The following is a 13,032-nucleotide window of genomic DNA, read 5'->3' as shown; positions in this document are numbered from 1 at the left end:
GGGGGGGGGGGGCGGGGGGGGGCCCCCCCCCCCCCCCCCCCCCCCCCCCCCGCGGCCATCTCCTAACGCCCGCTCAGCCGCGCGGCGACGGGAGCGAAGCTTTCGATCTCCGACTGCTGGACGGTGATGTAGTTCATCCCGAACGCCTCGCGGCGTTCCTGGAGGCGCTCGGCGACCTCGTCCGGGGAGCCCACCAGCATGTTCGGATGGTTCGGCAGGCTCACCGGGTCGACCCGCATCGCCGCCGCGACCCGGGCGACGGCCGCGTCGGCCTCCTCGGCGTCCTTGGTGATCCGGGTGAAGAACGGCGAGGTCTCGATGTCGATGCCGGCGAAGCGCTCACCAGCCGCGTCGCGGACGTAGCCCAACCGGCGCGCCGCCTCCTCGGCGGGCGTCAGGCCGTCCTCGTTCACCGCCGCGAACGGCACGGTGGAGATGCTGACGATGTCGGCCTCCCGCCCGGCGAGGGAGAGGACCCGGCGACGGCCGCCGCCGATCATGATCGGCGGGTGCGGCTGCTGCACCGGGCGCGGCAGGCCGGCGTAACCGGTGACGTTGACGAACTCCCCGTGCTGATTGAGGTCCTGCCCGGACCAGTGGGCCCTGAGCAGCGCGATCACCTCGGTCAGCTTCTTGATCCGCTGGCCCGGCGTCTCGTAGGGGACGCCCATCGCCCGGTACTCGGGCTCGCTCCAGCCCGCGCCGATCCCTAATTCGAGGCGGCCGTCGGAGAGCAGGTCGATCGTCGCCGTCTCCTTCGCCAACACGGCGGGCACGTGGTAGTCGACGCAGAAGACCCGGCAGCCCACCCGCAGCGTCTCGGTGACCGCCGCGGCCGTGGCCATCGCCGCGATGGGTGCCAGGTACTGCGGTGGCCACCTTGCTTCCTTCTGCGCCGGCCCGTGCCCCAGGTAGTGATCAGCCAGGAAGAGCGTCGAGTACCCGAGATCCTCGACCCGGCGGGCGAGGTCACGCCACTCGGACCCGGACTTGGCCTTCGTGGCCTGGACAGCGAAGCGGAACGGCCGCAAGGTTGACATCGACGGAGAATAACATGCGCGTCCTACTATAGGACGACCTTAGATATATGGTAACGTCACTTCCGCGAGGGAAGATCGACGTTCTCCCGGCCGCGCCGAAGGGACATGGGGATGGTCAAGCGGACGAGGTTCAAGGAGTACGAGGACCGGTACGCCAACTACCGGTTCCAGTTAGACGAGGACGGCATCCTGCTCATGCAGTGCCACACCAACGGCGGCAGCCTGGTGTGGGACTGGAAGTCCCACGACGACATGGCCGACGCGTTCGCCGACGTCGCGGGCGACCGCGAGATCAAGGTGCTGATCCACACCGGCACCGGCGAGAACTACAACGCCAACTGGGGCAACCTCCCCAACGGCGAGCCCCCGGAGAAGCCCGAGTACCGGCTGATGCCGGGCGACCGCGGGCTACGCAAGCTCGACGAGAAGGCCTGGTACAACCGCAACCTGATCAACAACGTCCTCGACGTCGGCGTCCCCATGATCAGCGCGGTCAACGGCCCCTGCAACATCCACTCCGAGGTCCCGCTGATGGGCGACATCGTGCTGGCCTCCGAGGACGCCTACTTCCAGGACGTGTCGCACTTCCCCCGCGGCCAGGTCCCCGGCGACGGACAGCACGTCATCTGGCCGTTCCTCGTCGGCCACAACCGCGCCCGCTACCTGCTGCTCACCGGGAAGAAGCTCGGCGCCCAGGAGGCGCTCTCGTGGGGCGCCGTCGCCGAGGTGCTTCCGAAGGACCAGCTCCTCGACCGTGCCTGGGAGCTCGCGCGGGAGCTGGTGCGCAAGCCACCGCTCGTGCTGCGCTACACCCGCGACCTGTTCACCCAGAACCTCAAGCGGGCCTTCCTGAACGAGCTCGGCCACGGCCTGGGCCGCGAGACCTACGCCCAGCGGGAGTTCTTCCCGTTCGGCGGCGGCATGGAGCCACTGGACAGACCGTGGGACGCACAGCCCTGGTCGGATTAAGAATCGACCTCGACGTCGAATCGCCGACCACCGGAGGCTGACAGCATGCACGCACTCCAGGGAGTCCGGGTCCTTGACCTGGGCACCTACCTCGCGGGGCCGTTCTGCGCCACAGTGCTCGGCGAGTTCGGGGCCGACATCATCAAGGTCGAACGGCCTGGCACCGGAGACAACCTTCGCCGCTTCGGCACCGACACGGACTGTGGCGACACCCTGGTCTGGCTCAGCGAGAGCCGCAACAAGCGGTCGGTGACCCTCAACCTCGGCGATCCCCGTGGCCTCGAGATCCTCCGGGAGCTCATCGCCACCGCCGACATCGTGATCGAGAACTTCCGCCCCGGCGTCCTCGAGCGCTGGGGGCTCGGCCCCGAGGTGATCCAGGAGCTGAACCCGCGCGCGATCCTGCTGCGGGTCTCCGCCTACGGCCAGTCGGGGCCCAACCGGGACCTCCCCGGCTTCGCCCGGATCGCCCACGCCTTCTCCGGGCTCGCCTACCTGGCCGGCGAGCCGGGCGGGACACCCGTCACCCCGGGCTCGACCTCGCTGGCCGACTACATGACGGGGCTGTACGGCGTCATCGGCGTGCTGATGGCCCTGCGCGCCCGGGAGAGCACCGGGAAGGGCCAGGTCGTCGACCTGGCCCTGTACGAGACGATCTTCCGTGCGCTCGACGAGATCGCGCCCGCCTACCAGCAGTTCGGCTTCGTCCGCGAGCGGATGGGCGCGGACACCGTCAACGTGCTCCCGCACAGCCACTACCGGACCAAGGACGACCGCTGGATCGCGATCGCCTGCTCGAACGACGACATGTTCGCCCGGCTGGCCCGGGCCATGGAACGCCCCGAGCTGGCCGACGAGGACGAACTGGGCCCGAAGGCGAAACGCCTGGCCGCCCGGGACCTGGTCAACGAGCTGGTCGGCGGGTGGGTCGGATCGCTGCCGTGCGACGAGGTGCTGGCCCGGTGCAAGCAGGCCCAGGTTCCGGCGGGCCAGCTCTACTCCATCGCCGACATCTTCGACGATCCGCAGTACAAGCACCGCGAGACCATTACCGTCGAGGAATCCCGGATCGGCCCGCTGGCAGTGCCTGGAGTGATCCCGGCACTCTCCGAAACCCCGGGTGAGATCCGCTGGTTGGGGCCGGAACTCGGCGCGCACACCGACGACGTCCTCACCGAACTACTGAACCGCACCCCGGAGGACATCGCGCGGCTGCGCGCCGACGGAGTGATCTGAAACCAAGAGTGATCTGACACCAGACGTCGAAGCCCCGGCCCAGCGTGAGCTCGCCGGCGGTGGGAACGAAACCATCCTGCGAGAGGGGTTGAAGCCGATGGCCATCCAGGAAAAACTTGCGACCGGCAGAGGCAAGTACACACCGGGTTACCCGAACCTCGACACCGGGCCCGTCGACTACGAGGACTCGATCTCCGAGGAGTTCTTCCAGGCCGAGCGCGAGGCGATCTTCAAGCGGACCTGGTTGAAGGTCGGCCGGATGGAGCAGCTTCCCCGCAACGGAACGTTCTTCACCCGCGAGTTCGTGGGGCTGGGGTCGATCGTGATCACCCGGCACACCGACGGCGAGGTGTACGCGCTGCACAACATCTGCGCGCACCGCGGCAACAAGGTCGTCTGGCAGGAGCACCCGACCAACGAGACCCAGGGCAGCGCCCGGCAGTTCTCCTGCAAGTACCACGGCTGGCGCTACGGCCTCGACGGCAAGTGCACCTACGTCACCAAGCGCAACGAGTTCTTCGAATCGCTGCCCGACGACGAGCTCGCCATGCCGCAGCTGCGCTGCGAGGTCTTCGCCGGGTTCATCTTCGTGAACTTCAGCCAGGACGCCCCGCCGCTGCGCCAGTTCCTCGGTGAGAAGCTGGCCACCGAGCTGGAGAGCTGGCCGTTCGAGAAGTTCACCAACCACTGGTCGTTCCGGACCAAGGTCAAGGGCAACTGGAAGATCGGCATCGACGCGCTGCTGGAGTGGTACCACCCGGCGTACGTCCACGGGCGGTTCCTCAACACCAACGTGGCCGAGGCGGAGAAGCTCGTCCCGCCGATGGACTCCTACCACTACGACCTGTTCACCCCGCACATGCTGACCTCGGTGCCCGGCCCGCCGCTCCTGAAGAAGAAGGAGGGCTCGGTCGGCCCGGCCAGGCGGGACATGAACTGGGCCTACCGGCTGTTCCGCGCCGGCCTGTTCGGCCCGGACGACGTCCGCGAGGACCTCGGCCACCTCACGCCGGACCGCAACCCCGGCAACGTCCGGTCCTGGAGCAACGACCAGTACTGGCTGTTCCCGAACCTGTCGGTCCAGCTCTGGGGCCGCGGGTACTACATCACCTACCAGTACATCCCGGAGACGGTGGGCACCCACGCCTACGAGGTCGACATCTACTTCCCCGAGCCGAAGACCGCCTCCGAGCGGCTGGCCCAGGAGCTGGTCGTCGACAGCACCATCGAGTTCGCGATGCAGGACACGAACACGGTCGAGGCGACCTGGTCGCAGCTCAACAACCGCGCGCTGCAGACGTTCCACCTGTCCGACATGGAGCTGATGATCCGTCAGTTCCACAAGGTCGTCCGGGACGCCGTCGCGGCGCACCAGGCCGGCAGCGAGAAGTAGAGGAACCCCTCGACATGACCACCACTGTGGACACATCCCTGCCCGAGCGGTTCCGCGCCCTCGAGCCGTGGGTCGCCGACTGGGACCTGGCGACGCGGGTCGAGCGCTACGAGAAGCGGCTGTCGAAGACCATCGACGAGCTGCAGGACTTCTACGACGCGATCGCGCCGCTCGCCGAGGAGGCCATCGCCTACCTCGACACCCGCGATGTGAACGCCCTGTCCGACGAGGACACCCGGCTGCTGCGCCTGCTCTACTCGATGATCATGGTGTCGTACCCGGTGAACATCTTCAAGCAGCCCCGGATCCCGGACTCCGGCGCGGCTTTCTTCGACACCGCCGTCGAACCGGCCCTCTGAGAAGGCGACCTGCCATGGGTACCACCACCAGGAAGATCACTGAGAACACCGGCACGGAGTTCCGCGGGCTGAAGGGTACGCAGCTCGTCGACAAGGGCGTCGCCGACGACGCCCTGGCCGCGCTGGAGGAGACCGGGGTCGTCGTCTTCAGCGAGGCTGACATCGACGACGAGGACCTGGTCGCCTTCGCCCGGCTGCTGGGCAACGTCCTGCCGCTCCCGATGGGCGGCCACAAGCTCAAGGAGATCCAGCGGATCACCCGCGACGCGTCGGCGAGCAAGCTGGCGGCGTACCGCGAGGCCACGTTCCACTGGCACATCGACGGGACCACCGGCGAGGTGCCGGACAAGGCCACGCTACTCACGGCACGGCAGATCTCGGGCGACCCGGAGGGCGACACCGAGTTCGCCAACACCTACGCCGCGTACAAGGCGCTGTCCGACGAGGAGAAGGCGCAGCTGGAGGGCGTGCGGGCCCTGCACAGCTTCACCGCCTCCCAGCTCGTCGCCATTCCCAACCCCTCACCCGAGGAGCGGGCCGCCTGGGATCGCAACCCGACCCGGGAACAGCCGATCGTGTGGACCCGCGGCAACGGCCGCAAGTCGCTGCTGGTCGGCTCCACCGCGGGCGAGGTCGTCGGTCTGCCCGCGGACGAGGGGCGGGCGCTGCTCGACCGCCTGCTGGCCTGGGCCACCCAGCCGCAGTTCGTCCTGCGGCACCACTGGACCCAGGGCGACCTCGTCATCTGGGACAACACCGGGATGCTGCACCGGGCCCTCCCCTACGGACCGTCATCGTCCAGGCTGATGCACCGCGCATCGCTGGCCGGTGAGGAAGCGGTCGCGTAATTCTGTTCGTACGGGGTTCGCGCCCGTGGGCCGCTGACGAGGCGGTTCACGGGCGCTCGCGCCGTCGACCGATCACCAGCGACGCAGCTACCCACAGGGAGGTTCGGCAACGTGACCGAACGGAAGACGGCCGTAGTAACCGGCGGAGGATCAGGCATCGGGCGCGCGATCAGCCTGCGCCTGGCCAAGGACGGCTTCGCCACCGCCGTGCTCGACATCAACACCGAAAGCGCCGAGCAGGTGGCCAAGGAGGCTCGCGAACTGGGGTACGAGGCCGCCGCCTTCGGCGGCGTCGACGTCTCCGACCGGGCGCAGGTGGACGCGGCCATCGACCGCATCCGCGAGACGTTCGGCCCCGTCCTCGTGCTCGTGAACAACGCCGGCCTCACCGGCACCCTGGGTTTCCAGAAGATCACGGACGAGCTCTGGGACCGGATGATCGCCGTCAACCTCAGCGGCCCGTTCTACCTGACCCAGGCCGTCCTCCCGGACATGATCAGCGCCCACTGGGGCCGGATCGTCAACATCTCGTCGTCGAGCGCGCACTCGGGCCAGCAGTACATGGTCCACTACGTGTCGACGAAGGCCGGCCTCATCGGCTTCACCAAGTCGCTGGCCCTGGAGTACGGCCCCAAGGGCATCACGGTCAACACGATCCCGCCGGGCTTCGTCGACACCCCGATGCTGCGCGACGTCGAGGCGAAGGGCTTCATCGGCGGCACGATCGCCGACCACGCCGAGCGCACCCCGGTGCGGCGCCCCGGCAAGCCCGAGGACATCGCCGCCGCCGCCTCGTTCCTCATCTCCGAGGAGGCCGGGTACATCACCGGTCAGATCATCGGCGTCAACGGCGGCCGCAACACCTGATCCTTGCGCCGGCCGCGGGCTGACCACCGCGGCCTGCTCGTCCACTTGTCGCGGACGGAGGGAGCCGACCCGGTTCCCGTCCGCCCGCGGACAAGTGAGCGCGGCGCCCGCTCGGCGGCCGCCTGACGGCGCGCCCCGCGGGCGGCTCAGTCCTCGATGAGGCTGTCCAGGGCCTTCGGCTCGAACGTGTAGTGACAGCGCCACTCGACGATCTTTCCCTCGTCGTCGACCCGGATCGAGTCGGCGCCCGTGCGCACCTGGCCGTCGGAGAAGTGGCAGGAGTACACGAAGATGACGGTCTGCGTGCTGACGTAGGCGGCGTCGACCGAATAGCGGATGTCCGGTACCCGGCGCATCGAGTCCGCGATGTACTCCCGGAACGGCGCGTAGCCCTCGATCGTCACCTTGCGCGGGTCACCGGTCAGCCGCGGCACGAAAGGCGAGCTGAAAACGACGTCCTGGGCGACGGCCCCCATCACCACATCCACGTCGTACCCGTTGAATCCGTCCTCCCAGTGCCGCCGTAAAGCCGTCACTATCCCGTCGTCGAGCATCCGGACTCCCCTTCGCCGTGCGTCCGCGGCATGCCGCGCTCAGGCTGCGGCACGCCGCCGGTGAAATGACGCCCGCGGCGGGCGCCGGAAAAACCGCCGAACGGCGCGGCGAGCCCAGGGGGCCCACCGCGTTCGTCAGCGGTCTCGGTAGTGCTCCTCGTTCTGTCGCCGGCCGTCCTGTCGCTGGCCGTCCTAGGCGGGGACGCCGATGCCCATGAGCTGGGCGAGGTTGCCACCCATGATCTTGCGGACGAGCTCCTCCGGCAGGTGCGACAGCTCGTCGATGTAACTCACCGGGTTGGCCAGGCCCTCCGGGTGCGGGTAGTCCGAGCCGAACAGCACGTGGTCCTCACCGAGGAGCTGCGCCAGCTCGCCGAGGTCCTCCTCCCAGAACGGGCTCACGTAGATGTTCCGCTTCACCACGTCGACCGGGTTCTCCAGGAAGTCGTGCGGCATCTTCTTGTAGAGGTTCTTCATGGACTTGAGCAGCGGCTCGACCCAGCTCATCCCGTTCTCGACGATGGCGATCTTCAGCTGCGGGAAGCGGGAGAGCGCACCGTGGCACACCAGCGCCGAGACGGCGTCCTCGACCGGACGCCAGGCCTGCAGCATGCGGAAGGTGTTCGGCTGGAAGGGAAGCATCTCGATGCTCGCGCCCATCCACTCACTCGTGTAGCGGGCGTAGCCGCTGTCCGAGGAGTGCAGCGCGACCAGGATGCCGGCCTCCTGCACCCGTGCCCAGAACGGGTCGAACTCGGGCAGGCCGAACGAACGCGGACCACGGAGCCCGGGCACCGGCGCCGGCCGGATCAGCACGACCTTGGCGCCCCGCTCAAGCACCCAGTCGAGCTCCTCGATCGCCTTGTCGACGAACGGAAGGCTGATCACCGGAGTCGTGAAAATCCGGTCCAGCCCCTCGTAGTTGAACTGCCAGGTCTCGTACAGCCACTCGTTGAGCGAGTGGATGACCGCGTGGATCAGGTCCGGGTCGTCCCGCATCCGCTCCTCGATGAGGCTGGCCAGCGTCGGGAACACCAGGGTGCGGTCGAGGCCCTGCTCGTCCATCTTCGCCAGCCGGGCGGCGGGCTCGCGCCAGGCGTCGATGCACTTCACCGGCTTGCCGAAGATCTCCCGGTAGGACAGCCCGTCGGGGTTCCCCTTCCGGTAGTAGTCCTCCTGCGCGCCGGGCCGGGCCACGACCTCGAACGTGGGGTTCGGGATGTACTCGCTCACCTGGCCCCGGACCATGATCTTCGTGCGCCCGTTGAGCTCGACGTAGTCGACCGCGCCCTTGTACCGGGCGGGCAGGTACTTCGTCAGCGCCTCCTTCGTCTCATACAGATGGTTGTCCGCGTCGAACACCGAGATACCGGCGTGAGCCACGGGCCCTCCCTTGCTTGTCTGCGATGGACGTCCCTATCCTCCCTACACTTCGGTGGTCCGCGACGCCAGCAGATCGCGACGGCGGACCGAGCAGCGTCGGGAGCGCCACCGCGCAAGGTGACGGTAGGGTCAGATGCTGGGAAATCGCGGCACTCTCGCCACGTCGATCTCCGCACCGAGCCGAAGGCAGGTCGCAGATGGATGCCCTCCCGACGGCACCCGAACCCCTCGGTATCGAGGCCGGGGCGCTTGACCGCTGGTTCGGTGAACATGTGGCGGGCGCGGTGCCGCCGCTGCGCTACGACCGGGTCGCCGGCGGCCACTCGTGCCTCACCTACCTCGTCGGCGACGCCGGTCACCAGCGGTACGTGCTGCGCCGGCCGCCGGTCGGCGCGCTGCTCGCGACCGCCCACGACGTCACCCGCGAGGCGCGGATCCTGGCCGCGCTCGCCGGCTCCGGCGTGCCGGTGCCGCGCGTACTCGGCGTCTGCGACGACCCGGAGGTGACCAGCGCGCCCTTCTACGTGATGGCCTACGTGGACGGGCTCGTGCTGCGCACCGCGGCCGACTCCGAGGCCCTCCTCCCCTCCCCGCAGGCCCGCCGCCGCGCCGGGTACGCGCTCGTCGACACCCTCGCCGCGCTGCACGCCGTCGACGTCGACACGGTCGGTCTCGGCGCCCTGTCCCGGCGGGACGGCTTCCTCGACCGGCAGCTCAGGCGCTGGTCGGCGCAGTGGGCGGCCTGCGAGCTCGGGGACATGGGTGGCATGGCCGCGCTGCACGACTGGCTCGTCGCCCACCGGCCCGCCGAGTCCACCGCGCGCCTCGTGCACGGCGACTTCCGGCTCGGCAACGCGCTCCTCGGCCCCGACGGGGACGTCCTGGCCCTGCTGGACTGGGAGCTGTGCACCCTGGGCGACCCGCTCGCCGACGTCGCCTACCTGCTGCGCACCTGGTCGACGCCGGACGCGCGGGCGAGCCAGGAGCGGCTGCCGTCCGCGCTGCCAGGGTTCCCCACGACGGACGAGCTGGCCGCCCGCTACGCGCGGCAGTCCGGCCGCTCGATCGCGGAGCTCGACTACTGGATGGCGTTCACCGCCTGGCGGGCCGCCGCCATCCTGGCCGGGGTGTACCGGCGCTACCTCGACGGGAAGATGGGCACACCGCCCGACGATCTACCCACGTTCGCGACCGAGGTCGAGGCACGCGTCCGGCAGGGCGTGTCCTTCACTCGGAGGGCCTAGCCTGCCGAGCGGCGTGGCCCACCAGGTGCCGTCGCCGCTCGGTCAGGCGCGTCGTCACAGCTCGGCGGCCTCGTGTTCGAGGCGGTCGGCGAAGGCGGCGAAGGCATGTTCCCGCAGGGTGGGCAGGTGACCGGACGGGAAGAGCGTCTCGACCGGGGTGTACTGCCGGAGCACCTGACGCGCCAGCGTGACCTTGTGGACCTCGGTGGGGCCGTCGGCGATGCCGAGCGCCTCCGCGGTCACCATCATGCTCACGAACGGCATCTCGTTGGACACCCCGAGCGACCCGTGGATGCGCAGGGCCCGCTGGGCGACGTCGTGCAGGACGCGGGGCAGCATCACCTTGACCGCGGAGATGTCCTTGCGGACCTTCCGGTAGTCCTTGTGCTTGTCGATGAGCCAGGCGGTGCGCAGCACCAGCAGCCGGAAGCACTCGATGTCGATCCAGCTGTCGGCGACCTTTTCCTGGGTCATCTGCAGCGACGCGAGCGGCCCCGTCCGGGTCTGGCGGGAGACGGCCCGCTCGCAGAGCAGGTCGAAGGCGTGACGGGCCAGGGCGACCGTCCGCATCGCGTGGTGCACCCGCCCGCCGCCCAGCCGGGTCTGCGCGATCGCGAACGCGTCGCCCTCCCCGCCGAGCAGGTGATCGGCCGGCACCCGGACGTCGGTGTAGCGGACATAGCCGTGGTCATGCCGGACGCCCCCCAACGAGCCCTGTTCCGGGGGCTCGGTGGCGACGCCGGGGTTGCGCACGATCGTGATCCCGGGCGTCTCGGCCGGCACGATGAACATCGACATGCCCTTGTAGGCGTCCACGTCGGGGTTCGAGACGGCCATGACGATGAAGAAGCTGGCGTGCCGGGCGTTCGTCGAGAACCATTTCTCGCCGTTGATCACCCAGTCGCCGCCGTCGCGCACGGCGCGGACGGTGAACAGGGTCGGGTCGGCACCACCGCGCGGCTCGGTCATCGAGTAGCAGGACGCGATGTCGCCCTCGAGCAGCGGCTCCAGATACCTGGCCTTCTGCTCCGGCGTGCCGAAGTGGGCGAGGATCTCGGCGTTCCCCGAGTCGGGGGCCTGGCAGCCGAAGATCGACGGCGCCCACCGGGAGCGGCCCAGGATCTCGTTGAGGAGGGCGAGCCGCACCTGGCCGTAGCCCTGACCGCCCAGTTCGGGCCCGAGATGGCAGGCCCACAGGCCGCGTGCCTTCACCTCCTCCTTGAGCGGCCGGACGATCGCCTGCGCCCGGGAGTCCCGCTTGTCGAACGGGTTGTCGAGGACGAAGTCCAGCGGTTCGACGACGTCCCGGACGAAGGTGTCGACCCAGTCGAGCTGCTCCTGGTAGGCCGGGTCGGTCTCGAACTCCCACACAGTCGGTCTCGCTCTCGTTCCAGGGCCGCACCCGCGCGGCGCGGGTCGGCATCGATGACGGCCGGACTCCGTGAAGGCCGGACTCCGTGAAGCGACGATCTCCGCATACGATCAGAGGCGGTACGATCAAGAAAAATCGACATTGCCATGGATTCAACATTCATCCACTGCGTTCGCGCGAAAACCTTCATCCCCGACGACACACTGGACAAGCACACCCGACCCGTCGGGTCAAGACTCCGATATGACCGTACCCGGCATTCTGCCCGGTCATTGGTTGATTCACCCCCAACGAGAATGTAGTTTGCAGGGGTTGGAAACGAGGAGATGCGATCCCCGGGCGCCACGGCGGTGGCCGCGGCGCCCGGCAGCACATCGTCGAGGGTCACGCACCGGGGCCGGCCACCGACAACATCGCTACCCGGATCATCGATTGGACGTATGACGTGTACGACATGCCGGAGGAGATCGAGGTCCGCGCGGACGGGCCGCTGAGGATCATCACGCTGAACCGGCCCGACGATCTCAACGCGGTCAACCATCCCCTGCACGTCGGGCTGGCGAAGCTCTGGCCGCAGCTGAACGAGGACCGCTCGGCGCGGGCTGCCGTGCTCACCGGGGCCGGCCGGGCGTTCTCCGCGGGCGGCGACTTCGCCTACCTCAACGAGCTGTTCAAGGACAAGGAGCTGCGCGCCCTGTCCATCGCGCACGGGCGCGAGATCGTCCTCGGCATGGTTCGCTGCCGGATTCCCGTGGTCGCCGCGGTGAACGGCCCGGCCGTCGGTCTCGGTTGCAGCCTGGTCGCACTGAGCGACATCGTCTACATGGCGGAGAAGGCCTTCCTCGCGGACCCGCACATCCAGGTCGGCCTGGTGGCCGCCGACGGCGGGCCGCTGACCTGGCCCCTGCACACCAGCATGCACCTGGCCAAGGAGTACGCGTTCACCAGCGCGCGCATCTCCGCCGAGCGGGCCATTCAGATGGGGCTGGCCAACCACATCGCCGCTGATCCGGTGGCCGAGGCGCTGGCGTGCGCGAAGCGCATCGCCGAGCTGCCGCAGCAGGCGGTGGAGACCACCAAGCGGCTGCTCAACCTGCACGTCGAGCGCGCCGTGATCGCCTCGCTCGACTTCGCGACAACCGCGGAGGAGGCGTCGTTCCAGACCGATGACTTCGCCTCCATCGTCGAGCGGCTCTCCGCGAAGCAGAAGCAGAAGAGCTGAGGGGACGGCGGTCCCGGGCGGCACGCCCAGACCGCCCCGGCTTCTCCGAAACCGGTCGGCCAGGACCCGGGCGCTCGAAGCGCCCGGGTCCTTCTGATTTCCACGGAAATCCGCGTGGTTCCGCTCCTCGAGAGATTCTCGAGAGTTTCGGTTCCGACAGGATTCTTTCCCTGGCTCACCATTCACTGCTACCGCGGGTGGTCACCCGGTCGTCGTCATCGAAAAATCGGCACCGGGTCCTGGCCGCTCCTGGCTCCTCGCTCCTTCCGGATTCCGGTCTCGGGCTCCAGCTTCGGTTCTCAGGTCAGCGTCAGAGGTTGACCAGGCGTGGGGCGTGGTTGTTCTGGCGGATGTGGGCGCCGGCCTGGCGGGTGAGGTCGCGGGTGCTGCCGAGGAGGCCGTCGAGGGTGAGGGTGCGGCGGAGGTGGTGGTGGAAGTCGTGTTCGGCGGTGAAGCCGATGCCGGCGAGGACCTGCTGGCAGTGGCGGGCGGCGTCGAGGGCTGCCTTGCCGGCGGCTGCCTTGGCGAGCAGGGCGGTGAGCGCG

General features: G+C 69.0%; 12 protein-coding genes and 1 pseudogene. 8 read left to right on the top strand and 5 right to left on the bottom strand.

Annotated features, from left to right (window positions below):
• Positions 1-62: 62 nt before the first annotated feature.
• A complete protein-coding gene (locus tag AC559T_RS04625) occupies positions 63-1,040 on the bottom strand; it encodes a TIGR03621 family F420-dependent LLM class oxidoreductase (protein ID WP_112105520.1) in 978 nt (325 codons plus the stop codon).
• Positions 1,041-1,151: 111 nt separating this feature from the next.
• Between AC559T_RS04625 and AC559T_RS04620 the strand changes: the two genes are divergently transcribed.
• From AC559T_RS04620 to AC559T_RS04595, 6 genes are all read left to right on the top strand, one after another.
• Complete coding sequence (locus AC559T_RS04620; protein ID WP_112105527.1) at positions 1,152-2,009, top strand: enoyl-CoA hydratase/isomerase family protein; 858 nt, start codon at positions 1,152-1,154, stop codon at positions 2,007-2,009.
• Positions 2,010-2,054: 45 nt separating this feature from the next.
• Entirely contained in the window at positions 2,055-3,245 is a 1,191-nt protein-coding gene (locus AC559T_RS04615) for a CaiB/BaiF CoA transferase family protein (protein WP_112105521.1), read from the top strand.
• A 97-nt stretch (positions 3,246-3,342) separates the two neighbouring features.
• Positions 3,343-4,638: an aromatic ring-hydroxylating oxygenase subunit alpha gene (locus AC559T_RS04610; protein ID WP_498867867.1), complete on the top strand. Its 1,296-nt coding sequence runs from the start codon at positions 3,343-3,345 to the stop codon at positions 4,636-4,638.
• A gap of 14 nt (positions 4,639-4,652) precedes the next feature.
• Positions 4,653-4,997, top strand: a complete 345-nt coding sequence (locus AC559T_RS04605) for a hypothetical protein (RefSeq protein ID WP_112105523.1) — start codon at positions 4,653-4,655, stop codon at positions 4,995-4,997.
• A gap of 14 nt (positions 4,998-5,011) precedes the next feature.
• Positions 5,012-5,845, top strand: a complete 834-nt coding sequence (locus AC559T_RS04600) for a TauD/TfdA dioxygenase family protein (RefSeq protein ID WP_112105524.1) — start codon at positions 5,012-5,014, stop codon at positions 5,843-5,845.
• Positions 5,846-5,956: 111 nt separating this feature from the next.
• Entirely contained in the window at positions 5,957-6,712 is a 756-nt protein-coding gene (locus AC559T_RS04595) for an SDR family NAD(P)-dependent oxidoreductase (protein WP_071067085.1), read from the top strand.
• A 146-nt stretch (positions 6,713-6,858) separates the two neighbouring features.
• Here the strand turns inward: AC559T_RS04595 and AC559T_RS04590 are convergent, their stop codons facing one another.
• Positions 6,859-7,248, bottom strand: coding sequence for a nuclear transport factor 2 family protein (locus AC559T_RS04590; RefSeq protein ID WP_241832057.1), 390 nt, complete (start codon positions 7,246-7,248; stop codon positions 6,859-6,861).
• Between the two features lie 210 nt (positions 7,249-7,458).
• Entirely contained in the window at positions 7,459-8,649 is a 1,191-nt protein-coding gene (locus AC559T_RS04585; protein ID WP_112105525.1) for an amidohydrolase family protein, read from the bottom strand.
• A 197-nt stretch (positions 8,650-8,846) separates the two neighbouring features.
• On the opposite strand from AC559T_RS04585, the gene AC559T_RS04580 reads away from it, so the two are divergent.
• Positions 8,847-9,893: a phosphotransferase family protein gene (locus AC559T_RS04580; protein WP_498867866.1), complete on the top strand. Its 1,047-nt coding sequence runs from the start codon at positions 8,847-8,849 to the stop codon at positions 9,891-9,893.
• A gap of 54 nt (positions 9,894-9,947) precedes the next feature.
• Here AC559T_RS04580 and AC559T_RS04575 read toward each other — a convergent pair whose 3' ends face one another.
• Entirely contained in the window at positions 9,948-11,264 is a 1,317-nt protein-coding gene (locus tag AC559T_RS04575) for an acyl-CoA dehydrogenase family protein (RefSeq protein ID WP_498867865.1), read from the bottom strand.
• Between the two features lie 446 nt (positions 11,265-11,710).
• On the opposite strand from AC559T_RS04575, the gene AC559T_RS04570 reads away from it, so the two are divergent.
• A complete protein-coding gene (locus tag AC559T_RS04570) occupies positions 11,711-12,487 on the top strand; it encodes an enoyl-CoA hydratase/isomerase family protein (protein ID WP_112105526.1) in 777 nt (258 codons plus the stop codon).
• Between the two features lie 310 nt (positions 12,488-12,797).
• Here the strand turns inward: AC559T_RS04570 and AC559T_RS04565 are convergent.
• Positions 12,798-13,032, bottom strand: a pseudogene (locus tag AC559T_RS04565) (acyl-CoA dehydrogenase family protein); the annotation flags it as partial.

It is taken from the genome of Frankia sp. Hr75.2 (assembly GCF_949319125.1).
In the GTDB taxonomy this organism is placed as follows: Bacteria; Actinomycetota; Actinomycetes; order Frankiales; family Frankiaceae; genus Parafrankia; species Parafrankia soli.
Note: the sequence above shows the minus strand (reverse complement) of the source record. Positions and strands in the feature narration are given on the sequence as shown.

What these genes read in the sequence shown, in the direction of transcription:
- AC559T_RS04610 (WP_498867867.1), top strand. Translation starts at nt 3,343, where the DNA reads ATGGCCATCCAGGAAAAACTTGCGACCGGCAGAGGCAAGTACACACCG.
- AC559T_RS04600 (WP_112105524.1), top strand. Translation starts at nt 5,012, where the DNA reads ATGGGTACCACCACCAGGAAGATCACTGAGAACACCGGCACGGAGTTC.
- AC559T_RS04605 (WP_112105523.1), top strand. Translation starts at nt 4,653, where the DNA reads ATGACCACCACTGTGGACACATCCCTGCCCGAGCGGTTCCGCGCCCTC.
- AC559T_RS04625 (WP_112105520.1), bottom strand. Translation starts at nt 1,040, where the DNA reads ATGTCAACCTTGCGGCCGTTCCGCTTCGCTGTCCAGGCCACGAAGGCC.
- AC559T_RS04615 (WP_112105521.1), top strand. Translation starts at nt 2,055, where the DNA reads ATGCACGCACTCCAGGGAGTCCGGGTCCTTGACCTGGGCACCTACCTC.
- AC559T_RS04620 (WP_112105527.1), top strand. Translation starts at nt 1,152, where the DNA reads ATGGTCAAGCGGACGAGGTTCAAGGAGTACGAGGACCGGTACGCCAAC.
- AC559T_RS04580 (WP_498867866.1), top strand. Translation starts at nt 8,847, where the DNA reads ATGGATGCCCTCCCGACGGCACCCGAACCCCTCGGTATCGAGGCCGGG.